This window comes from Microlunatus endophyticus (genome assembly GCF_014646195.1).
GTDB classification, from domain to species: domain Bacteria; phylum Actinomycetota; class Actinomycetes; order Propionibacteriales; family Propionibacteriaceae; genus Microlunatus; species Microlunatus endophyticus.
The window spans coordinates 304,574-326,947 of the sequence record NZ_BMMZ01000006.1 but is presented as its reverse complement, the minus strand read 5'-3'; the positions used below and the strand labels follow the sequence as shown (position 1 = coordinate 326,947).

General features: G+C 65.4%; 22 protein-coding genes and 2 pseudogenes. 17 read left to right on the top strand and 7 right to left on the bottom strand.

The features are described 5' to 3' along the window. Positions 1-269: 269 nt before the first annotated feature. From IEY07_RS14390 to IEY07_RS14370, 6 genes are all read left to right on the top strand, one after another. A complete protein-coding gene (locus tag IEY07_RS14390; RefSeq protein ID WP_188896048.1) occupies positions 270-1,673 on the top strand; it encodes an MFS transporter in 1,404 nt (467 codons plus the stop codon). A gap of 191 nt (positions 1,674-1,864) precedes the next feature. Beyond that, complete coding sequence (locus IEY07_RS14385) at positions 1,865-2,845, top strand: phosphotransferase family protein (RefSeq protein ID WP_188896047.1); 981 nt, start codon at positions 1,865-1,867, stop codon at positions 2,843-2,845. A 242-nt stretch (positions 2,846-3,087) separates the two neighbouring features. After that, on the top strand, positions 3,088-3,462 hold the full coding sequence (locus IEY07_RS14380) for a GNAT family N-acetyltransferase (protein WP_229670111.1): 375 nt from the start codon (positions 3,088-3,090) through the stop codon (positions 3,460-3,462). Continuing rightward, a complete protein-coding gene (locus IEY07_RS24775) occupies positions 3,432-3,626 on the top strand; it encodes a GNAT family N-acetyltransferase (protein ID WP_373288854.1) in 195 nt (64 codons plus the stop codon). The genes IEY07_RS14380 and IEY07_RS24775 overlap by 31 nt, the downstream gene beginning before the upstream one ends. 176 nt (positions 3,627-3,802) lie before the next feature. Further along, positions 3,803-4,195 (top strand): nitroreductase/quinone reductase family protein, encoded by a 393-nt coding sequence (locus IEY07_RS14375; RefSeq protein WP_188896046.1) that lies wholly within the window; start codon positions 3,803-3,805, stop codon positions 4,193-4,195. Positions 4,196-4,305: 110 nt separating this feature from the next. Continuing rightward, on the top strand, positions 4,306-4,881 hold the full coding sequence (locus IEY07_RS14370) for a P-loop nucleotide/nucleoside kinase family protein (protein ID WP_188896045.1): 576 nt from the start codon (positions 4,306-4,308) through the stop codon (positions 4,879-4,881). Between the two features lie 364 nt (positions 4,882-5,245). Here the strand turns inward: IEY07_RS14370 and IEY07_RS14365 are convergent, their stop codons facing one another. After that, on the bottom strand, positions 5,246-5,761 hold the full coding sequence (locus IEY07_RS14365; protein WP_188896044.1) for a pyridoxamine 5'-phosphate oxidase family protein: 516 nt from the start codon (positions 5,759-5,761) through the stop codon (positions 5,246-5,248). A gap of 313 nt (positions 5,762-6,074) precedes the next feature. On the opposite strand from IEY07_RS14365, the gene IEY07_RS14360 reads away from it, so the two are divergent. The 3 genes from IEY07_RS14360 (at position 6,075) to IEY07_RS24765 (ending at position 7,938) form a co-directional block, all read left to right on the top strand. Then, complete coding sequence (locus IEY07_RS14360) at positions 6,075-6,605, top strand: hypothetical protein (protein ID WP_188896043.1); 531 nt, start codon at positions 6,075-6,077, stop codon at positions 6,603-6,605. 130 nt (positions 6,606-6,735) lie between these two features. Beyond that, complete coding sequence (locus IEY07_RS24770) at positions 6,736-7,179, top strand: NAD(P)-dependent oxidoreductase (protein WP_188896042.1); 444 nt, start codon at positions 6,736-6,738, stop codon at positions 7,177-7,179. A gap of 264 nt (positions 7,180-7,443) precedes the next feature. Then, positions 7,444-7,938, top strand: a complete 495-nt coding sequence (locus tag IEY07_RS24765; RefSeq protein WP_188896095.1) for a GrpB family protein — start codon at positions 7,444-7,446, stop codon at positions 7,936-7,938. A 162-nt stretch (positions 7,939-8,100) separates the two neighbouring features. Here the strand turns inward: IEY07_RS24765 and IEY07_RS14345 are convergent, their stop codons facing one another. The 3 genes and pseudogenes from IEY07_RS14345 to IEY07_RS14335 form a co-directional block, all read right to left on the bottom strand. Then, complete coding sequence (locus IEY07_RS14345) at positions 8,101-8,871, bottom strand: phosphotransferase (protein ID WP_188896041.1); 771 nt, start codon at positions 8,869-8,871, stop codon at positions 8,101-8,103. A 196-nt stretch (positions 8,872-9,067) separates the two neighbouring features. Then, positions 9,068-10,250 (bottom strand): annotated as a pseudogene (locus IEY07_RS24760) (IS30 family transposase). A 110-nt stretch (positions 10,251-10,360) separates the two neighbouring features. Beyond that, entirely contained in the window at positions 10,361-11,059 is a 699-nt protein-coding gene (locus IEY07_RS14335; RefSeq protein ID WP_188896040.1) for a ribonuclease FAU-1 family protein, read from the bottom strand. A gap of 412 nt (positions 11,060-11,471) precedes the next feature. Here IEY07_RS14335 and trhA point away from each other — a divergent pair, with 412 nt between their 5' ends. Together trhA and srmL are read left to right on the top strand one after the other, a co-directional pair. After that, the gene (gene trhA, locus IEY07_RS14330; protein ID WP_188896039.1) at positions 11,472-12,188 is read left to right on the top strand and encodes a PAQR family membrane homeostasis protein TrhA; all 717 of its coding nucleotides are present in this window, start codon (positions 11,472-11,474) and stop codon (positions 12,186-12,188) included. Positions 12,189-12,431: 243 nt separating this feature from the next. Then, positions 12,432-13,562, top strand: coding sequence for a PheS-related mystery ligase SrmL (srmL, locus tag IEY07_RS14325; RefSeq protein ID WP_188896038.1), 1,131 nt, complete (start codon positions 12,432-12,434; stop codon positions 13,560-13,562). 83 nt (positions 13,563-13,645) lie between these two features. On the opposite strand, the gene IEY07_RS14320 is transcribed toward srmL, so the two are convergent. After that, positions 13,646-14,923, bottom strand: coding sequence for a VOC family protein (locus IEY07_RS14320; RefSeq protein WP_188896037.1), 1,278 nt, complete (start codon positions 14,921-14,923; stop codon positions 13,646-13,648). A gap of 327 nt (positions 14,924-15,250) precedes the next feature. Here IEY07_RS14320 and IEY07_RS14315 point away from each other — a divergent pair, with 327 nt between their 5' ends. Further along, on the top strand, positions 15,251-15,397 hold the full coding sequence (locus IEY07_RS14315) for a hypothetical protein (RefSeq protein ID WP_188896036.1): 147 nt from the start codon (positions 15,251-15,253) through the stop codon (positions 15,395-15,397). An 87-nt stretch (positions 15,398-15,484) separates the two neighbouring features. Here the strand turns inward: IEY07_RS14315 and IEY07_RS24475 are convergent, their stop codons facing one another. Then, the gene (locus IEY07_RS24475; protein WP_268239224.1) at positions 15,485-15,946 is read right to left on the bottom strand and encodes an HAD family hydrolase; all 462 of its coding nucleotides are present in this window, start codon (positions 15,944-15,946) and stop codon (positions 15,485-15,487) included. Positions 15,947-16,062: 116 nt separating this feature from the next. Further along, positions 16,063-16,335 (bottom strand): annotated as a pseudogene (locus IEY07_RS24755) (HAD family hydrolase); the annotation flags it as partial. A gap of 175 nt (positions 16,336-16,510) precedes the next feature. On the opposite strand from IEY07_RS24755, the gene uvrC reads away from it, so the two are divergent. From uvrC to whiA, 5 genes are all read left to right on the top strand, one after another. Then, positions 16,511-18,496 carry an excinuclease ABC subunit UvrC gene (gene uvrC, locus IEY07_RS14305; RefSeq protein WP_188896034.1) on the top strand — a complete coding sequence of 662 codons (1,986 nt, stop codon included), beginning with the start codon at positions 16,511-16,513 and terminating at the stop codon, positions 18,494-18,496. Further along, complete coding sequence (locus IEY07_RS14300) at positions 18,489-19,172, top strand: pentapeptide repeat-containing protein (RefSeq protein ID WP_188896033.1); 684 nt, start codon at positions 18,489-18,491, stop codon at positions 19,170-19,172. The genes uvrC and IEY07_RS14300 overlap by 8 nt, the downstream gene beginning before the upstream one ends. A gap of 208 nt (positions 19,173-19,380) precedes the next feature. After that, positions 19,381-20,220, top strand: coding sequence for an RNase adapter RapZ (rapZ, locus tag IEY07_RS14295; protein ID WP_188896094.1), 840 nt, complete (start codon positions 19,381-19,383; stop codon positions 20,218-20,220). A 97-nt stretch (positions 20,221-20,317) separates the two neighbouring features. Then, a complete protein-coding gene (locus tag IEY07_RS14290; RefSeq protein ID WP_229670120.1) occupies positions 20,318-21,274 on the top strand; it encodes a gluconeogenesis factor YvcK family protein in 957 nt (318 codons plus the stop codon). A gap of 39 nt (positions 21,275-21,313) precedes the next feature. Then, positions 21,314-22,297: a DNA-binding protein WhiA gene (whiA, locus tag IEY07_RS14285; protein ID WP_188896032.1), complete on the top strand. Its 984-nt coding sequence runs from the start codon at positions 21,314-21,316 to the stop codon at positions 22,295-22,297. Positions 22,298-22,374 lie beyond the last annotated feature (77 nt).

Here is a 22,374-nt window from a genome sequence, read left to right as displayed (position 1 = left end):
CGGTGAGGGGGCCTTCCCGCGTGATCACCGGACAGGGCATCACGCTGACCGATCTGCCCCGTGCGGGATCCCTGACCGGGCACCGCTGAGCTGGTCGTCGTACGTCGAACTCGGGCCGTGCGCCAAACAGACTCACGCCGTTCTAATGGCGTGATACTGGTGCCGTGGTACCCCTTCTCTACCTCGACCCCTTCTAGGCCGTGCAAGGCGTCACCAATGGCCAGCGACACCCCCTCGAAGACCCGGGTGATTCCTCTAGAGTCCAGCCAGTGACCGATTCCGACAACGCCGTCGCCGCCCCCGAATCCACGACTACCGCGGCCCAAGGTCGATGGTCTGTCCTGGCCGTCAACATCATCGTGATTGCCCAACCATCACTAACTGCGACGATGATCAACATCACGCTGCCTCAGCTGGGTCGGCTTCCCGGTATGTCGCCGCTGGCGCAGACCCTCTTGGTCAGTGGCTACTTCTTGGTCAGCACCGTCATCCTGCTCACCTTCGGACGGATCGCCGACCTCGCCGGTCGGCGTCAGCTCTATCTCCTCGGCACCCTCGCGTTCCTGTTGGCCTCGATCGGATGCGCGGTCGCTCCGACCACTGGGCTCCTGGTCGCTTGCCGCCTCCTGCAAGCACTCGGTGCGGCCGCCATCATCGCCAACGGCACCGCCCTCCTCACCGATGCCTTCCCACCCAAACAACTGGCCAGTGCGATGGGAATCTCCGCCGGCGCGTTCGCCGCTCTCGGTCTGGCCGGCCCCACCCTTGGCGGGTTCCTGGTCGGCGCGTTCGGGCCACGATCGATTTTCTGGTTCAGCGCGCCCTTCTGCCTGATCGGACTCATCGCCGGCCACCGCGTGCTTCCCCGGCCCAGCCGACCGCCGGCCACCGAACCCTTCGACATCGCCGGTGCCATCCTGTCCGCCGCCACACTGACCGGGATCATGCTCATCTTGTCCCAGGCCAACACCTGGACCTGGACACAGCCGTCAACCATCGGCATCTGCGCAGCCACGATCGCCGCCGTCGGATTGTTGATCATCATCGAACGACGCGTGCGCTACCCGCTGCTGGACCTGGACTTGTTCGCTGTGTGGGGCCGCGCCGCCGCATACATCTCCCTCGGCCTGATCGCGATATCCGACATGGCCCTGGGATTGTTGATCTCCCTGTACTACCAACACCAGGTCGGGCTCAGCCCGATACAGACCGGACTGCACCTGCTTCCGCTGAGTATCGCCGCCATCGCCGGCGGCCCACTCGCCGGTCGACTAGCCAATCGGCTACCGGCGCGACTCCTCAGCAGCCTCGGAGCGGCGCTCCACGCCTTCGGACTGGTCGCGATCGCCATCACTATCGGCAATGGTCTTCCCGATCCGGCGGCCGTCGGCCTGCTGGCCCTCACCGGACTAGGGACCGCGCTGTTCACCACCCCGAACACCCACGCCATCATGACCAGCATCCCCGAGAACCGCAGAGGCATCGGCAACGCCCTGCGCTCAACCATCCAAAACGGAGCAGGCATCGCCGGCACCGCAACCGTTGTCGCCCTGACCGCCAGCAATACCAACGGCGCCGCTCACTACGCGATGATCTTCATCATCCTGGCCGTTGCCTGCACCGCTGCCACAGTCGTCTCCGTCACGCGGCCGACAACCCTCGACAACGGCTAAACACCGATGCGAGGCGGCTCGGCAGCGTCCGCAAGCCGTTCCTCCCCCGGCACAGCGATCACCCACATGTCCAAGATCAACTCCCGTCCTGCAAGCGGATCCCCTTGCGAGACACGGGCGGGGGGAGTTGAAAATGGCGGGAGCTGAAAAGCGCTGCAGTTCGTAACCGCTCACCAGTAGGGTCGCCGGACATGACCAGCATCGACGGTGCCGACCACGACCTAACAGCCGACGACGATTGGCGAGAGAACACGTTCTTCAGACGTCGACCCTCGACCGAAACGCTCGACTGGGCTGCCGCTTCCGTGGGCGCAGGCAGTCGCATCGTCGGCCACCGTCGATTGACCGGTGGCGTCAACTCTGCTGTCCATCGGTTGACAGTCGAGCGACACAACACGCGAACCTTCGTGGTGTTGCGGCAGTACCCAGCGGGGAGCATCGCGCTTCGAACCGCCCTGGAAAAGGAGATAGCCAACCTGAAGGTGGTCGCCGGCAGCGGACTACCGGTCCCGACGATCTTGGCCGCCGACGCCGCCGGCGCCGCTACCGGGGGCGCGCCGTCGCTGCTGATGACACGGCTACCTGGCCACGTCCACCTCAACCCAGCCGAGCACCAGCCGTGGATCGCCAGGATCGCCGAGTTCGCCGCTCGCCTGCATTCAGTTGACCTCCCAGCCCCAACGTTTCGACCGTGGACAGACTCCTGGATCACACCCCGAGAAGAGTTTCAGGTACCGGCCGGCGCGCAAAAGCCTGCGGTCTGGCAGGCCGCCTTCAATGCCATGGAGTCAGCACCACCTGAGGATGCTGCCGTCTTCCTGCACTGCGACTACCTGCCCGTCAACCTGCTGTGGTCACGCGGCACGATCACCGGACTCACCGACTGGAATGGCATCCATCGAGGGTCGCGCGCCATCGATGTCGGACAATGCCGGCGGTATCTGGCCGCGCTCTACTCACCCGAATGGGCAGAAGAACTCCGTACGCTCTACCAATCAATCGCGGGCATCCGTCTTCACCCGTGGTGGGACTTGTACACCCTGCTGCACCACAACGACAACGCACCAGAGTCAATCTCCCGCCAAGTCGCCGGCCGCCGCCCAGTCGACGCCTCAGGCATGACAGCACGCCTCGAGATCGTCGTAGAACAAGCACTACAGCGCCTCAGCTGAACACAACCCGCCGGCACCCGAAGACGTCCACTGGTCGCCCGGTGCAGGATCCCTTGCGGACACGATGCGGATTCGTGATCTTGATGTCCGCAGACGAACGATCACCGGGCAGGGAATGGCTTCAGCGCCGCGAATCACGGCATCCCGATGGCCAGACGACGACATGACACCGCTCGGGTCGTCTTGCTCGCGAAGAAAGTGCGTCCAACAATTGCCTCGACCGGGATGGTTGGATTGGGCTCATGATCAACCTGGTGCGGCCCACGTCCGACCTGTATCCATCCTGGGCGGACGCAGTCTCTGAGTTCGCCGGCGAACACATCAACGGATCTGGGCTGGCCGACCATACCGAGCCGGATGTCGAGGCCTGCCAGGCTTTGGTCAAGAAGGAGCGTGCACACTCCGACGCATCGAAGCCATTGCCGCCGCCATTAGTCCATAGCAATTACTGGTGGATCATTGACGATCGGGGTGTACCTGTCGAGGTCGTTGGTTTCATCGCGTTGCGCCATGAGTTGACCGACGCGCTGCGAGTCATCGGCGGTCACATCGGTACGCGGTACGGCCCTCGCGCCGCCGGGAAGGAATCGCGACTCGCGCGCTCGGCCTGGTTCTAGACCGTGCTCGACAACTTGGGCTGGACAGCGTCCTTCTCACCTGCGACTCCGACAACCTGGCCGCGGCTCGCACCATTGAGCGATGCGGGGGTCGACTGGAAGACGGCGGTGGCGACCTACCGACTGACGCGGCGTTGGTGCGCCGCTATTGGATTCAGCTCTGAGCCGGCCGGTCGCTCCGTAGGCGGTCCGACGAGCGTCTTCACGATGCCCGGTCGGGGATCGTCTGTGAAACGGGGTGGCCACGCCGGGCGGCGACGGTTGGCCGATGTGTCCGCCGAGCCTGGTTTCGAAGTTCGGTCCGGCTTGCGGTCCAACCTGAGTCGGTAGGTTCGGCGACATGTCGATCTCCGATGGGGCCGTGCCGGTGAGAGACGCCTGGTGTGTGTGGTTGACGACGCTGAGGCGTGATGGGTCGGCGCACACGACTCCGGTGTGGTTCCTGCTCAAGGAAGACACGTTCTGGATCGCCAGTTCAACCGTCAACGTGAAGGTTCGGAACATTCTTCAGGATCCGCGGGTATCCATCGCTGTCGACGGGACGGGTAGGTCGCCTGTGGTCGCAGAAGGATCGGCACGTGTGCATCGAGAGGTCGAGGCGTTCCCGGAGCTGATCGAGGCCTTCGCCGTCAAGTACTCGGGCTGGGACGCTACTGAGGAGACGCAAGACGGTCCGCGAGTGGTCCTTGAGGTCCCGGTGGTCCGGTGGCTGCTTGGGTCCGGCTCTGGCTGATCAACAGGCGCCGTGCTTGGTCCCTTTGGACGTTGCGGCTGCCCACTGACGAAATCTCCTGCCGAATGGTGCTGGCCGCGCCTGCGCTGACCGTCTCTTAGGTTGGTGTCGTGGACAACGACACGTGGCTCCTGGCTCTGGGCGGGTTTCCCGGCACCGGCAAGAGCACGGTGGCGGGCCTGCTGGCTAACGATCTACGAATTCCGTTGTTGGCCTCGGACCTCATGGGCAACACCATCAAGGCGGTACTGGCCGGGCATGCACCGGCAGCTGTTCCGAGTTCGGTGGCGTTTCGGGCTGGCTATGCCACCTTGTTCGCTTTGGCCGAGGAGTTCCTAAGTCACGGCAGCTCGGTGATCGTTGACATCAACTTGGGTTGGAGATTTCAGTGGGAGGCGTTGGATGCCATTCAGGGTCGTCACTCCGCCGTTCGGCTTCTGCCGTTCATTCTGGAGTGCTCGCGGCAGACGTCGGTGACTCGGCTGGAACAGCGGCATCTGGGCGACCCGCAGCGGTATCCGCCCGCGGAGGAGTTCATGAATCAGCCGCAACTCGAGGCTGTTGACCAGCTGCTCCGAGACGTCGATCGACCGGATGTGCATCGCATTGACGCTGATCGTCCCGTCGTCGACGTGATGGAGCGAATTCGTGCCGCAATGGCGGAAACAAATCGGGGTGCCCGGTGACTGATCCAACGCGGATACCTTTGAGAAGTCGATACTTGGGGATGTGGCATCTGCATTGGATCGTCGGCCGCCATTCGCAGCAGTGCTTGGTGTGCTGAATCGAGCGGATCCTGAGGGTCTTCTGTCAATCGGTGCGCCAGCTGATGAGTACGAGTCCGAAGCCGATGATCTTGCCCGTCGTCTGCGAGATGGGCGAGTAGTCAGCCCTGGGCTGTTCCGTGAGGTCTGGGAGCTGTGGTTCGGACCAGACAGCAGCTATCTCTGGGATACCGCGCATTCTCGGGTCGACGAGCTGGCCGCAGAAGTTGAGGCCTTGCGGTGAAGTACAGCCCGGTCAGGGGTCCCTTGCGAGACAGCCTGCTTGTCACGCTGGTCGCCAAGTCTGGCGTGGTTTGAATCCATTCCGGCGAAGCCAGTGTTCGGTATAGAGGATCCGGTGTGCGGTGATGATCGTCAGTGGATCTTCGGGGGCCTGGTCGACCGGGCGGCCGCGCTCGGCGTGGTCGGACTGCCAGCGGAATGCCTCCCAATATCCGTCTGCCTCGGGGTGGTCGCGCTCGATCGCGCGTGCGGTGCCGAAGAGTTGCGCGCCGCGGCTGCTGGCTTGTCCGACGAGGGGAGCGAAGATGGCGGCCGAGACTCGTGCGTCTCGGCGGAGATTGCGGGACTTCGGTGACGCGTTCCAGCTGGTGTAGAAGATCTCGAGTCCGAGGCTGTAGTAGCGCACGGGGGTGGCTGCTGGTGAGCCGTCGGGGTTCACTGTGGCGATGACGGCCATGTTCTGGGTCGAGAACAAGTTGAGGATGCGCTCCTCAAGGCGATCGCGAGGAAGCTCTCGGTCTGGTGCTGGCCCGGCGAGCCAAGGATTCGTGAGCGGCATCCACACAGGATCGCAGAGCTGATCGAAAGGCCAGTCGATTGCCCGATGGCGGGGCCTCTCCGCGTCATCACCGGGCACTCTTCCGAACTCTGTTGCCCGCCCGCTCAAGGATCCCCAGTGACACATCGATTCTGTGCTCAGCTCAATGCCCGTTGAAGGTGCCCGATGGTCTGCCCGTCGACGGCCGACTACCGGGCGGTGAATAGCGGCGTCCGTCGTGGAACCGCTTACGGACCAGCCCCAACCACTCGGGATTCCGGAATCCTGCCTCGCCTCAGCCGATAATGTCTCGGTGACTTCGGGAGCGTCGCGGATGGTGTTCGTTGTCGTGGTTGGACCACAGGCGTCAGGTAAGAGCACGGTTGCGGGTGCGCTCAGTGCAGAGTTGCGTCGGGAAGGCGAGCGTGTGGCTCTGGTGGAGCTTGACCAGATTGCCGCGATGGCTCGTCCGACCCTTCCGGGCTGGGACACCGCGGCCCGGATCTTTGCGATGGTCGCTGGCGCGTGGGCTCGGTCCGACCTGACGTGTGTCATCGCTGAAGGGATTTCGAGTCAGGAGGAGGTGTTGATCCTGCTTGACCACGTGCCCGAGGATGCCGCGGTGATCACGGTGGCGATGGCTACTCCGTTCGAAGCCGCGTTGCCACGTGCGCAGACAGACCCAACCCGGGAGTCGTCTTCCTCTCGCGATCGTAATTGGCTTGCCGAGCGTTATCAGGAATGGTCGCTGGAGAAGGCGCGGATCTCTGCCGATGTGTTTCTCGACGCGAGTGGGCTGTCGCTGGATCAGTGCGTGCGGAAGCTGAGCGCCGAGATCCAGTCCGCTCGCGCGTCTCAGAGGTGATCGCGACGGGATCTCGCCTGGGCGCCGGGTCCACAGTTGGCGCGTCGCCTGCTCTGAGTCGTCGACCGCCGGTTTACTGGCGGCAGCAACCGTCCCGGGCTCATCATTGATCAACCGCCGAGGGCTGTCCGTGGCGACGCTGGGGATTGTTGGGCTTGGGCAGATCGGTCGGCGAGTGGCAGAGATCGGAGCCGCGATGGGAATGACGATTCGTTATACGTCTCGTCGCGAACACCCCGAGGTCGAGCGGTGTCTTCATGCCCGTCGCCGGGAGCTGGATGATCTGTGCGCGGAATCGGATTTCATCAGCGTGCACACGTCCACCAGTGCTCCAGCGGGGCTGATTGGTAGTGCGCTGGAGCGTGCTCATGGTGCTGTCCTGGTCAACTCGGTGTCTGCTCCGAAGCTTGTCGATCCCGCAGCTCTGCTGAGCACACTGGAGTCGGGAAGCCTCCGCCGTGCTGTTGTTGAAGGCAGTTACGGGGAGCCGTGGTCTAGAGGCTCGAATGTTCCGGGTATTTCGGTCGCCGATCCCGTTGTGCGACACCGGCTCCACGCACGCGTTGCCCGGTGAAGCCTCCCGATGGTCTGCGGTGGCATCGAACGCCACCGGGGGTAAGCCGGCCGTGTCGTTGACGGAACGGCTTGCGGAGCCGCTGGTTTTGTGACCGAGGATGGTCTGCCCCGGGGCGACACGCCGTGGCGGCTCGATCGTCGGCGACAGAATCAGCGGAAATGGAAACAGCGATGTTGCCCGGACCAGGATCGTTGCGGGCAGGATGGCCGTCGGCCTGTGTAGCCTGCCCCCGATGATCGAGATCGTTGATTACGACCCGTCCTGGCCTGCTGCGTTTGCAGAGCAGCCGAGCAGCTGCGACAGATCGGTCAGGGACGGTGGCTGGTCGAGCACGTCGGGTCGACCAGCGTTCCCGGCTTGGCGGCCAAACCGATCATCGACGTTGCGGTCCGCGTCGAATCCTTCGATGAGCTGAACGACCGACGACAGGACCTGAATGCCTGCGGTTGGCTTGCAATTCGGCAGCAACCGCGGAGCCACCGGGTTCGGGTGCGGGAGGATCAACGGCGTCGAACCCATATCGCGCACTTCTTCACCATCGGCCAGTGGGAGACCTGCCACCAGCGGCTCTTTCGCGACTGGCTGCAAACTCACCCAGACGATCTGGCTCGGTACCAGGCCGTAAAGCTGGGCGCCACAACCGGCGATGGGTCCGAGTACATGATCATCAAGCAGCCGGTCGTCCTCGACATCGTGAACCGCGCACGAGCCGCTCGCGGGCTGCCTCCGATCGACGAGCTCGACCCCGAGGATTGACCAGCAGTGCCCGCTGATCGATCCGTTGCGAATAGACGATTGCCGACGCATTCACGCGCCCGGTGAGGCTGCCCGGACGGTTGCCCGGATCCGGACCGCGGCGGGCGGCAGCTGGTCGTCGTTGACGGCGAACGTCTATCGGGGAAAGGTCTTGGGCGGCGGTCAGAGTTGGTTGAGGGTGTCGGTGGCCCGGGTCATCATTGACTGGCCCTTCTGGTCGCCGAAGATCTTGGTCGCGAACGCGAGGTACTTGATGTTGACCCACACTGTTGCGGCCAGGAAGCTTTGGTGCCACCCAAGATCGTCGTCGAGTGCCTGCCCGGTGATCTCTTGCCACGCGGCGATGTAGGTCCGATATCCGGGACTGTCCGGTCCGCCGAGGTTGGGTAGATCTAGTGCTGGTGCACCGATGAATGCGCCGCCCCAGTCGATGATGTGGCCCTGACCATCGTTGTCGACGAGGACGTTGTTGCGGTGGATGTCGCCATGGATCAGGGTTCTTGGCATTTGCTCCAGGGCGCTGATCATCTTGGGTTCGTCTCGGAAGGCCTTCACTTGCGCCTGGAGCAGGCGTGCAATCGGGCGCTCGAGTGCGCCGAGGCGTTGCATCGACACGTCGCACTTGGTGCGCCACCAGTCGGGATCGACGACAGGTATTGCCTGTGCCACAGGCCGGTTCAGATAGTGGGCGCGTAGTCGAGCCAAGGTCTCGATTGCGTTCGCCTGAAGTGTCTTCTCGTGCCGGGCCGGGGTTGCCTCGTAGAACGGGGTCACGATGTAGGGGCCGTTGCTGTTCTGGCCAGCGTCGATCAATTCGGGTACAGCATCCGCGGCAGGCACCTGCGAAGCCGCCGTCAGGGCGGCAACCTCAACGCTGGAGGTCTGCTTCAGTAACAGTGTCCGCTCGACCCGTCTGCCGTCCTCATTCAGCACCGCCCGTAGCCGGGTCTTGGTTGCGTCGCTGAAGCCTCCGGGTAGCGGCTCCCGGGACAGGACCAGCATGTCCACACCGAATGCTTCCGCGCTGTGGTCGGTCATGCCGCCCGACTTTAGGTGACAGGGAGACCAGGCGCGCCCGACGGCGATCGGGGTTCCCGACGACAGGGGTGCCCGCTCACAGATGGCGGACTCAATCGGTCGTCGCAACAATGGGTTGCTCTGGGTCTGACAGTAGCCGAGCCATTGCCTCGGCTGGGGTGGCCCAGCCGAGCGTCTTGCGTGGCCGGCCGTTGAGTTCGGCGGCCACAGCCGCCAGGTGCTCTTGACTGTGCTGTTTGAGGTCGGTGCCCTTCGGGAAGTACTGCCGCAACAGCCCATTCGTGTTCTCGTTGCTGCCGCGTTGCCACGGCGAGTGGGGGTCACAGAAGTAGATGTCCAGATCGGTGGCCAACTTGATCTCGGAATGCCGCATCATCTCCATGCCCTGGTCCCAGGTCAACGACCGGCGTAGATGGGCCGGCAAAGTCTGGATCGTCTTGATCAGAGCGGCAGCAACCAGCTCAGCCCGGTGACCATCGGGCAGCCCGACCAGCAGGCAGTACCGGGTCTGCCGCTCGACCAGGGTCGCGATCGCGGACCGACAGTTCGAGCCCATGATCAGATCACCCTCCCAATGCCCCGGAACCGCACGATCATCGACCTCAGCAGGCCGTTTTGAGATACTGATCATGTTCGAGATCCGGACCTTCCGAGCGCCACCGCCGGCATGGTTGGACCGCCGCCAAGCCCGGCCAGATCGCAAACACTGATGCAATTCAGCGCGCAACTGGCCGCGGCCCTGCACGAACAAGGCCTTGTAGATCGTTTCGTGGCTCATCACACCCACTGTGCCTGCGGGTCAGGACCGGATCGGTCTTCAGGTGGTGGCTGATCTGCTCCGGACTCCACCGCAACCGCAGCTTCTGCGCCACCACCGTTGCCAACACCGGATCGGACAGCTTGAACGGCTTCGGCCGGCGACCGCGCCGTTCGGCCGATCGCTGGGCGCGATACGGCGCATACCGACGGTGCCCGTCACTGGTCGCCACACCATTGCGACTCAACTCACGACTAATCGTCGACGGCGACCTACCCACCGCCGCCGCGATCTTGCGAACACCGTCGCCCTGTCGATGCAGATCAGCGATCTGCAACCGCTCATCCAACGACAAATACCGGCCCGACGGCGGTCGCCGGCGGCCAGTGATGCTCTCCAGACTCCGCGCACGGCGCCACCGATACCCACGTCTTCGATCCACACCGACAGCCTGACAAGCCGCGGTGAAAGATGCGCCCTCCCGCAACAGAACCCAAAACCGTCTCTCCCGCTCCACAACGTCCACGACCACAACACCTCACTCGATCAGGTGTTGCGACGACCAGTTGAAACCGCCGATCGTAAGCGGGCAGCCGGCCTCCAGGTGTTGGCAGCCCGTGGGCCTAGTTAGTGCGCGGTTGTCTCTGCCCGCCAGCCGGCTGGAATGGCCCAAGAGCTGCCGTTCCAGGCATGACTCACCGGCAGGGCTGGCACGGGCCATTCTGGGTTCGGGCGGAAGCTGGCGAATTCTTCGGTGAACGGAGCTTTGCTCCGGCCGAGTTCGGCGAGGACACGTTCGGCTTCACGCTGGAGATGGGGTCGGGTTGAGGCGTCGACGAGACCTTGGGAGATTGCTGTCTCGTAGTCGGCTTCATCTTTCCAGTTCCAGCTGTGGTCCGGGTTGATCCACAGGTCCAGTACGAGGTCCTTGGTGACGAGGCCTTCGGGGGTCGGCTGGACCGGGATCTGGAAGTCGACGTACCAGCCCAGGAAGTGTCCGTCGTGTGGGTCGAATCCCAGATTGATCCGACACCAACGGTCTGGCCGCAGGATGGAGAGTTTGCTGGGTGTTTCGGCGAATTCGCTGGCTCTGGCGTGGAGGCTCTTCAACGCCAGGAGCTTGCGCTGATCGCGCGTCAGACCGACAGTCTCTGGAAGTCCCCGGTTGGTGGCGTACACGGAAAGCGTTCCGGCCGGCACCCATCCGATCAGCAGTTCGGCGGTGCTGTAGATGATGCGGTGAGGGACCGCAGTCCACAGGAGGTCGTGCCAACGTTCTTCGACCACGACATCGGCACCGGAATCGTAAACAGGAATTTCGCCCACCCCGGGCAGATTAGTGACTCGCGGCGTCGTCGTCAGCTACGTCATGGAGCCGAACACCGTGATCACCAGCACAAACACACCGGCAGGGCCCGCCGATGCCCGGTCGAGGATCCTGTGCGGACAAGATGCGGACTCGGGATCTTGGATTCGGCTGACGAACTGGCTGCTGACGGCCGTACTTCTTGCACTGTTTGTCGCGGTGATTTCTGCTATTGCCCACTGACTCATCGCTACCCTCTGCGATTCCCGGATGCCCAGTCCGCGATCTCTTCTGGTCACGTGGTTGGGGTCGGAGCGCGATCCGTAGACGACTTTGCAGAAAGCTACTCCCCGGTAACCTTGGATTGCGGCGCGCTGGGAGTGCGGGCTGGCAGCACGAGTGAACACGAGTCGAGGGTCAGGAGAGGACGCCATGGCGGCTACTGCGGCAAGATCATCCGGAGGCGACTCTGCACTGGGAGGGGCCGAGGTCGCGGGTCGGGCGGTCATCAACGAGGTCAAGCCGAAGCTGCGGGGGTGGCTTCATGCCGGCATGATGCCGTTGGCGCTTGCAGCGGGCGTGGTGTTGATCTGCTTGGCGCCGGCCGGTTCGGCACGCCTGGGTGCCGCGGTATTCCTCGCGGCGTCGCTGCTGTTGTTCGGCACCAGCGGGCTGTTCCATCGCTTCGCGTGGGGTGAGCGAGCCGTTGCCGTGCTGCGCCGGCTGGACCATGCCAACATCTATCTCTTCATCGCTGCGACCTACACACCGATCGCGCTCATCCTGCTCCATGGCAGTCATCGGGCAGCGTTGTTGTACCTGATCTGGGCCGCGGCCGCAGCCGGAGTGATCTTCCGGTTGTTCTGGCTCCGTGCTCCGCGTGCGCTGTACACAGCGCTTTACATCGCTGTCGGCTCGGCAGCGGTCGGTTGGTTGGGCGATCTTGTCCGCAACGGCGGAGTCGCGGTGGTGATCCTTATCCTGGCTGGGGGACTGTGCTACACCGGCGGCGCGATCGTGTACGCCGCCAAACGGCCCAACCCGTCTCCCCGCTGGTTCGGATTCCACGAGATTTTCCACGCCGGCACGGTCGGCGGATTCGGCTGCCACTACAGCGCGATCTGCCTGGCTGTCTGCGCCGTACGCTGACAGAACCGCCCCGGCGATCGATCTTCATGAGATGCGTCCAGGATCGTGATCAGCGTGCCGATTGTGTTTGCGCTGCGGTGTGGCCGGCCGTACGCTGCGAACATGGCGTGCGCACTGCGATTTCTCCGCCCTCGGCCGATTCCGGCCGTCGGGGCTGACGTGTATGCGTAGCTAGGTCCTGCGGCAGACGGCCGAGGGAGTCATGTCACTCCTGATCACCGTCTGACACTGAGGAACCTAGCCATGAACACCACCTATCTGACTGCCCGCCAACTGCGCGATGCGTTACAGCTGCGGGATCTGACCGATCCGGCCGCAGGCCCGCACGCCATGCAGATGCTCGTGAGCGCCATCGTCACTGCGCTGACCCGGCGGTGGTCGGTGCCCGCCCGCTGGCTCAGGCCTAGCCCGTTGGTCGCGATCGAGGACAACTACGACCGGCTTGGCTTCAGCAGGGAAGCAGTCACCCGGGACGCTCGATATTCCCGATACGTCAGCCCGAGCCTGATGCTGCGCAGCCACACCAGCGCTGCGATGCCATCGCAGCTGCGGTCGATCGACCCGCGCGCCGAGCTGGATGAGCTGGTTGTCGTACCCGGCCTGGTCTACCGGCGGGACGCGATCGACCGCACCCATGTCGGCGAACCGCATCAGCTGGACCTATGGCGGCTGTCATCACGGGCCCGGCTCGATGCTGATGATCTTGACGAGATGCTCGGCCTGATAGCTCAGGTCGTTCTCCCGGGTTCGCAATGGCGTACTGTTCCTGCCTCTCACCCGTACACCGTCGGCGGCCGACAACTGGATGTGCTGGTCGATGGAGCTTGGCTCGAGCTCGGCGAGTGCGGCATGGTCGCCCCGGCCCTGCTGAACCAATCGGGCCTGGATGCACGGGTCTGGTCCGGACTGGCAGCCGGTGTCGGACTCGACCGGGCGTTGATGCTTCGAAAGGCGATCACCGACATTCGGTTCTTGCGGTCAACGGATCCGCGCATCCAGTCGCAGATGCTGGATCTGGCCCGGTGGCGACCGGTGTCGTCCTTGCCTGTGATCAGCAGAGACATCTCCATCGTGATCGGAGCCGAGGATGATGACGAGACGATCGGTGACGTGATCCGCGCCGCGCTGGCGGAACGGATCGACGACCTGGAATACGTCAGGGTGTTGACCCGTACCAGCTATCACGATCTTCCCGATCGCGCACGTCAGCGGTTGGGGCTGAGCCCTGACCAGATCAACGCGCTGGTTCGGATCGTGATTCGTCCGCTCACTCGGACTCTCACCGACGACGAGGCTAACGTGCTGCGCGACAGGATCTATCTGGCCGTTCACCAGGGGCCGCAGAAGGAAGTCATCGCGGAACCTGCCCAGTAGCGATTCTCCGGTCCGGTCGACGGTGCCTCACGGCCCAGCGGGTTGGATGAGCAGACCATGGGGTGCCGAACTAGCAGATCCAATCAGACCGGCCGGTCCGCGATGGCTTTGCCGATGTCAACTTCGTTGCCCTCCGGATCGGCGATCGTTCCGCCATCGTCACGGGTGTATCGACCACCGGCGGCGAGCGCTGCCAGCTTGCGGCCAGCGACCTGGTCGTCAGGCAGATACAGGTCGAGATGGATTCGGTTGCGTTGTTCACGCCGGGCGATGTCGTTGGGGTCCATCTGCTGGAAGATCATCGGATGGTTCAATCGCCGCGGATCATAGATGTCGGTGACGAATTCCCGCGGGTCGTTCTGGTAGCCGAGTACTACCCGCCAGAATTCGCGGACCGATGGGACGTCCACCGCGTCGATGCAGACCTGGAGGAATCGCAGCCGACGTGGATCGGCTGTCAGGCCCTCCTCCCGCGCCGCCGTCTGGACACGTCGTGCCGTCTCGCCGAATCGTTCGTCCTCCCACTGATCCTTGCCGGTGTCGATCATGATCCCTGCTGGTCGAATGTCGATCATCAACGGCAGCCCGACCTCGTCGGCGACTTGAGCGACATTGGATGCGAAGGTGGCGGATTGCTCGAAATCCCTGGTGGGGTAGAAGACCATCCCACCGAAAAGCAGCCGCCAATCAGTCACCCCAGACCCATCACCCAAGCCGCCCGCCGGAATGTAGTCGACCTCGTTGCCTTCCGCATCGGTCAGCAGGACCCGGCCGTCATGGGGCGACCAGTCTCCTCGAGCACCGTGGGGCCGCGCGTCAGCGACCCGCTGTTCGGCAATCTCGGCGGCAACGGCAACGTCGAAGTGGATTCGATCCCGCAGCGGACGAGGCGCGGCGGGGTAGAACCAGACGCGTGGATCGCGTCGCAGCGGATCGAGCAGGTCGTCGTACTCGGTATCCTCATATCCCAGCAGGGTCTGCCAGAACGGCGACAATGTCGCCTTGTCTTCGGTGTCGATACCCCATTCCAGGTTTTGCGGCACCGACGGATCCGGCGTCAGCGCCAACTCTCGCGCGGCCGCCGAGATGTCCTGCGCCAGCGCTAGATCGGCGACGGTCAAGCGACCCGTGTCGGGGATCGGGATCCAGATTTGTACGCCCGACCCACGAAGATCAACATTCGGCTGCATGCTGCCGGCCGCATGATCACCGGCGCGCGCGTCGACGATCCGTCGGACCAGTGTCGCGCCGTCACGATGCGACGCCGTCGCGAACCACGCGCCGACACCAGAGGTGCTGAGGACGCGCCAGTCCTTCGCTCCGTCCTGGAACTCCCATCCCCGGATCTGTTCTGCAGCCACGGTCGGCAGCTTGCCACTGTGGAGCGACCTGCCACGAAACTGAGAGCCAGTGTCTTGTCTGTCGTTCGGCTGCGAGCCGGACGGACGGCCGCCTGCAGTTCAGCCATGCCGTTGCGGCAACGTGCTTTCGCCGCGCCCAGGGTGCCTGAGGTCTTCGTTCTCTTCCGGATCATCGAATTTGCTCACCACAGGTATCGGTGACACCGCGTCGGACTTCTTGGGGACCTGGAGCATTCCGGTCGGCGGCATCGGCGGCCTAACGCGTCGCGATGACTGACCTTCGGACTGGGAACAGCGCTCGGCGACACCATTGCCGCCGATCTCCACATGGGCTACGGCTGGTCGGTCGTGCTGTTCGCCATCCTCGTCGGCTATCTGGCGATCACTCACTCCGCCGTCGAGGCTGATGCACGTGCTGACGACGAGACCGGACAGAACGTCGTACCGAACGATCTGAGTCCTGATCTCGACTGAGTCTGCCGGAGGTCGACGTCGACGAATCATGATCATCCGCCGGCACGGTGACCACGGGCGCCTCATCGCAGCGCGCGCTGGGGACCATCAACGGTGCCGGACCGAGCGATCCAGGTGGTCGGCAAGGATCCACTTTGCTACGGCGTTCGTCGTGCTGGCGCCGATGACCGTACTGGCGGCGGCCTTGAGTTCAGGAATGGCGTCCTCGACCGCGATGCGTTCGTCGGCGATCTCGAACATCGGCAGGTCGTTGTGGTTGTTGCCGAACACGACGATGCGGTCGACCATGATCGACTCGGCAAGATCACGGATGGCATGGGCTTTGGTGCCCTTTGCGTCGTGGACTTCGAACCACGCGAGGCCCGGCGTGCAGGGTCCTCGCTGAGGAAGGCTGCCGGCTGTCGCGGCAACCTCGACAGGCTCTGCTGGAGCGGTCTCAGTGACGGTCGCGGCGCCAGCACGGCGACGTAGAAGACGCTGGTCGGGTCGAGCGGGTCGCGGTCGGTGATCGGTCGCAGGCGGCGGTCGCCGCGGCGAGGGTCGACGAATGCGTCGAGCCCAGCGGTTCGGCGTTCGGGTCGCCAGCGGAGCCAGTCCTGTCCGTCCTCATGGGTGTGCCAGATCGGCTCCGTGTCGATTCCGGCGGCGCAGCTACGGCGGATGTGTCCGACGACGTCCTGGTCGAGCAACTGCAGACGTGTCGGCCGCCCATCGTCGGGGCGAGCCGTGATGGTCCCGCCGTAGGTGATCACGGGAAGCTGCAGGTCCAGGGCAGCGGTTGCTCGGCGCGAGGAGGAGAAGGACCGTGCGGTCGCGTACGTGCACAGTCCGCCGAGGCTGATCACCCGGTTCAGCAGCCTGCTGGACTCTCCGCTGAGGAGCGAGTCGGGTCCGAGGAGCGTTCCGTCCAGGTCGCTGACATACAGAGTTGATCCCACGGACGGAGTCGATGAACCCCTTGGCGGTTGCACGCCGTAAGACTCTCACCCGCTGACCAGGCAGGGCCGACCGGATGGATCCGCCGATCAGGCCTCCGAGGTTGTGCATCGCCGCGGACCATAGGGAGACCGGGACCATCGGACGGTTGTCGGTGTCGGCTCCTAGTCTTGGGGCGTGGCAGATCCGCAGAGCTATCGCCCGAAACCGGGCTCGATCCCCGAAACGCCAGGGGTCTACCGGTTCAGCGATGAGACCGGGCGGGTCATCTATGTCGGAAAGGCCAAGAATCTCCGGTCTCGGCTCAACTCCTATTTCGCCGATCCGGCCAACCTGCTGCCCCGGACCTACGCGATGGTGCACACGGCGGCCAAGGTGCAGTGGACCGTCGTCCAGACCGAGGTCGAGTCACTGGCCCTGGAGTACGCGTGGATCAAGCAGTACGACCCGCGCTTCAACATCAAATACCGCGATGACAAGACCTATCCCTGGCTGGCCGTCACCTACTCCGAGGATTTCCCCCGGGTGCATGTCGGCCGCGGCGCCAAACGGAAGGGCAACCGCTACTTCGGCCCGTACGCCCACGCTTGGGCCATCCGGGAAACCGTGGACCTGCTGCTGCGGGTCTTCCCGATGCGATCCTGCACCAACGGCGTGTTCCGCAACGCCCAGCAGGTCGGCCGGCCCTGCCTGCTCGGCTACATCGGCAAATGCTCGGCGCCCTGTGTCGGCCGGATCAGTGCCGAGGACCACCGGGAGATCGTCGACGACTTCTGCCGATTCATGGCCGGCAACACCACACCGGTCGAGCGCCGGCTCAAGCGCGAGATGCAGCAGGCCAGCGACGACCTCGAATTCGAGAAGGCGGCCAGACTGCGCGACGACCTCGGCGCTCTGAACCGGGCGATGGAGAAGAATGCGATCGCCTTCCGGGACGGCACCGATGCGGACGTGATCGCGCTGGCGGAGGATCCGCTCGAGGTCGCCGTGCAGATCTTCCACGTCCGCAAGGGCCGCGTCCGCGGCGAACGCGGTTGGGTGGCCGATCGCGCTGACGAAGGGGACACCGCCGATCTGGTCGAGCAGTTCCTGCTGCAGCTGTATTCGGAGGTCGACACCGACGACCCGGACCAGCAGGCGATCCCGCGGGAGATCCTGGTGCCGGCGCTGCCGCCGTCGAAGGATTCGCTGTCCGAGCTGCTCACCGAGCTCCGTGGCAGCAACGTCGAGATCCGGATCCCGCAGCGCGGCGACAAGCGGGTGCTGATGGACACCGTCGCCAAGAACGCCCGGGACGCGCTGGTCCGGCACAAGACCGTGCGCGCCCAGGACCTGTCCACCCGCAACCGTGCGCTGGAGGAGATCCAGACCGCCCTGGACCTGCCCAGCCCGCCGCTGCGGATCGAGTGTTACGACATCTCCAACCTGCAGGGCACCGAGGTGGTCGCCTCGATGGTCGTCTTCGAGGACGGCCTGCCACGCAAGAGCGAATACCGCCGGTTCGTGATCCGCGGCATCGACGGGCAGAACGACGTCGCCGCCATGCACGAGGTGATCACCCGCCGGTTCCGGCGGTTGCAGGACGACCAGAAGACGATGCAGGCGCCGGGCGACGCCGCGACCGGCGAGGGGCCGCTGCTGATCGACCCGACCACCGGGGCGCCGAAGAGATTCGCCTACGCCCCGGCACTGGTGGTCGTCGACGGCGGTCCGCCGCAGGTCGCCGCAGCGCAGGCGGCGATGGCCGAGCTCGGTGTCACCGACGTCGCGCTCTGCGGGCTGGCGAAGCGGCTGGAGGAGGTCTGGCTGCCCGACGAGGAGGATCCGCTGATCCTGCCGCGGACCTCGGAGGGGCTCTATCTGCTCCAGCGGGTTCGGGACGAGGCGCACCGGTTCGCGATCACGCACCACCGGTCCCGGCGCAGCAAGTCGATGGTGGAGTCGGTGCTGGACGAGGTGCCCGGACTGGGCGAGGTCCGGCGGAAGGCGCTGATCAGCCACTTCGGATCGCTGAAGAAGCTGCGCGAGGCGCGGGTCGAGGACATCGCCGCGGTGCCCGGCTTCGGGGAGCGTACGGCGCTGTCGGTCAAGGCCGCCCTGGACCAGCGACCCAAGGGGGAAGTGATCAACACTGCAACCGGCGAGATCCTCGACGGTGCCTGATTCGTCGACGCCCGATCCGACTCAGGGGCAGCCCAGGCCGCCGTCGGCGGCTCGCCCGCGGATCGTCACCGAATCCGCGCCCCGCGAGTGGGACGGCGACGATCTCAGCATCACCGGGCTCGGCCTGACGGCGGCCGACCTGACCGGCGTCGACGCCTCGTACGCCGAGATCTCGGCCAGCCGCTTCACCGACGTCCGCCTCGGCGGATCGCGCTGGCGGCACAGCGCGGTCGCCGACAGCGAGCTGATCGGCTGCGATCTGGCCAACACCGTCTTCGCCGAATCGGGCTGGCAGCGCGTGGCGGTCCGGCGCAGCCGGTTGACCGGGTTGCAGTTGGCGGGCTGCGCCCTCCGCCATGTCGAGTTGAGCGACTGCGGCGCCAATCTGGTGAATCTTCGCTCCGCCGAGTTGCAGCGGGTCGCCTTCGCCGGCTGCTCGCTGGTCGGCAGTGACTGGGGAGCGGCCCGGCTGACCGATGTCAGCTTCACCGACTGCGACCTCACCGAGGCAGCGTTCAGCAACGCGCGGATGACCCGGGTCCACTTCGTGCGCTGCCGCCTGCTCCGGCTCTCCGGGGTGACCGGGCTCGCCGGCTCGATCGTCGACCGCGGTGACCTGCTCGAGCTGGCCGAGACGCTGGCCGCGACCGTCGGCATCCGGGTGGCCGACCGGTGAGCTGGCGGGCGACCTGGCAGGCGACTTGGTGGGTGATCATGCAGGCGTTGGCTGGGCCGCAGGGAATAATGGCCGGGTGAGCACTCCCTCGACCGATGAGGTCGGCACCGACGAGGCCGTGTCCACCGACGAGGTCGGACCCAGAGACGATCAATCCAGAGACGATCAACCCAGAGACGATCAACCCAGTGGCGATCAGCTCCGGGTGGTGATCGTGACCGGCCTGGCGGGAGCCGGCCGGAGCACGGCTGCCAACGCCCTGGAGGACATCGGCTGGTATCTCGTGGACAACCTGCCCCCGAGTCTGCTGATCGAGGTCTGCCAGCTTGCTCGGCAGGCCAAGCAGACTCGGCTGGCAGTGGTCCTCGACGTCCGGACGCGCTCCTTCTTCGAGCAGTTGCCGACCATGTTCTCCGACCTCGGTAAGGCCGGGATCCAGCCCGAGATCGTCTACCTCGAGGCCTCCGACGAGGTCATCGTTCGACGGCAGGAATCGGCCCGCCGACCGCATCCGCTGCAAGGCAACGGCCGGCTGATGGACGGCATCAACCGGGAGCGCGACAGCCTGGCGACGCTGCGCGCCGCCGCCGATCTGGTGATCGACACCTCCTCGTTGAACGTGCACCAGCTGAGCACCCGGATCAACCACGCGTTCGGCGGCAGCGATCATGATCAACTCCGGGTGACGGTGATGTCCTTCGGTTTCAAGAACGGCATCCCGATCGATGCCGATCTGGTCCTTGATGTCAGGTTCCTGCCAAACCCGCACTGGATCCCGGCGCTGCGCCCGCAGACGGGGTTGAGCAGGGAGGTCAGTGACTATGTGCTGAGCCGGCCCGGCGCCGAGGAGTTCGTCGAGCAACTGCAGAAGATGCTGACGGTGATCGGCGAGGGCTACATCCGCGAGGGCAAACGGTTCGCGACGGTTGCGATCGGCTGCACCGGCGGGAAACATCGCAGTACGGCGATCGCGGAGGAGTTCGCCCGCCGATTGCGGGCCGACGGGCGGGTCACCAACGTGCTGCACCGGGACCTCGGCCGTGAGTGATCGCGACACCGATTCCGGTGATGTCGATGGCTCCGGTGACGTCGACGACGACCGCGGGGGTTTCGCCGAGATCGCCGAGATCGACGAGACCGACGAGATCGGGCCGCCCCGGATACCGCTGCCCCGGGTGGTCGCCTTCGGAGGCGGTCACGGACTGGCGGCCAATCTCACCGCGCTGCGGCGGATCACCGACCGGTTGACCGCGATCGTCACCGTGGCCGACGACGGCGGTTCCTCCGGCCGGCTGCGCGCCGAGCTCGGCGGTCTGCCGCCCGGTGATCTGCGGATGGCGCTGGCCGCCCTCTGCGGTGACGACGAGTCCGGGCGCACCTGGGCCGACGTGTTGCAGTATCGCTTCCCGGGCAACGGCAGCCTCGGCGGCCATGCGATCGGCAACCTGCTGATCGTCGGGCTCTGGGAGCGGCTCGGCGGCGATCCGGTCGCCGGACTCGACATGGTCGCCAAACTGCTCGGCGCCCGCGGCCGGGTGCTGCCGATGTCGGCGGTGCCCCTGGAGATCGAGGCGGAGGTGGTCGGGCTCGACCCCCGGGCGCCGGACGAGATCGCCGTCGTTCGCGGCCAGCACCGGCTCGCCATGACCACAGCCCAGGTCCGGACCGTACGCCTGCTGCCGACCGATCCGCCCGCATCCCGGCAGGCGGTCCGCGCCGTCCACGATGCCGAGTACGTGGTCCTCGGACCCGGCTCCTGGTTCACCTCGGTGATCCCGCATCTGCTGGTGCCTGATCTTGCGTCGGCGATCTTGAAGACCCGGGCGCGACGGGTGCTGGCCTTGAACGTCCGACCCGATGACGAGACCAAGGGCGCCTCGGCCGCGCGGCACCTGGAACTGCTCGCCGAACATGCACCGGAACTCCGGCTGGACGTGGTCCTTGCCGACGCCCGGTTCGCGCGCGACGACCCGCACCTGGAGTCGTACGCGACCTCGCTCGGCGCGGAGTTGGTGATCGCCGATGTGGCCGCACGCGACGGCAGCGCCCGCCATGATCCGTTCCGGTTGGCCTCGGCCTATGCCGAGATCATGGGCGTCTGACCCGCTACCGGCAGCCCGCAGGTATGAGATAGTGCGGCAATGGCTATGACGGCGCAGGTGAAGGCGGAGCTCGCGACGATCAAGGTCACCAAGCCGGCGGTCCGCAAGGCTGAGGTCGCCGCGACGTTGCGATTCGCCAGTGGCCTGCACATCGTCAGCGGCCGGATCGTGATCGAGGCGGAGCTGGACACCGGCGCCGTTGCCCGCCGGCTGCGTACCGACATCGCCGACGTGTTCGGGCACAGCAGCGATCTGGTCATCGTCAACGGATCAGGCATCCGCCGCGGCACCCGCTACATCGTCCGCGTGATCAAGGACGGTGAGGCGCTGGCCCGTCAGACCGGATTGATCGACAGTCACGGCCGCCCGACCCGCGGCCTGCCGCCGCAGGTCGTCGGCGGCGGCACCGAGGAGTGCGTCGCCGCCTGGCGCGGCGCCTTCCTGGCCCACGGATCGCTGACCGAACCGGGACGGTCGATGGCCCTCGAGGTCACCTGTCCCGGCCCGGAGGCCGCACTGGCTCTGGTCGGTGCTGCCCGCCGGCTCAACATCTCCGCCAAGTCCCGCGAGGTGCGCAACATCGACCGGGTGGTGATCCGTGACGGCGATGCGATCGGGGAACTCCTCACTCGGCTCGGTGCTCACGACTCGGTGCTGGCGTGGGAGGAGCGGCGGATGCGCCGCGAGGTCCGGGCCTCGGCCAACCGGCTGGCCAACTTCGACGACGCCAACCTGCGCCGGTCGGCCCGGGCCGCGGTCGCCGCCGGCGCCCGCGTCGAGCGGGCCCTGGAGATCCTCGGTGACGACGTGCCGGACCATCTGAAGAATGCCGGCCTGCTGCGGGTGGAGAACAAGCAGGCCAGCCTGGAAGAGCTCGGCCAACTGCACAATCCACCGCTGACCAAGGACGCCGTCGCCGGCCGGATCCGCCGACTGCTGGCCACCGCCGACAAGCGGGCCGCCGAGCTCGGCATTCCCAACACCGAGGCGAGCCTCAGCCCGGACATGCTCGACGGCGACTGAAACGCCGGGTTAATACCAGCGGCATACCAGTTGGCCGTCTGGTCTGTGCGGCAGACCACCGGAGGGTCCGGTTATAA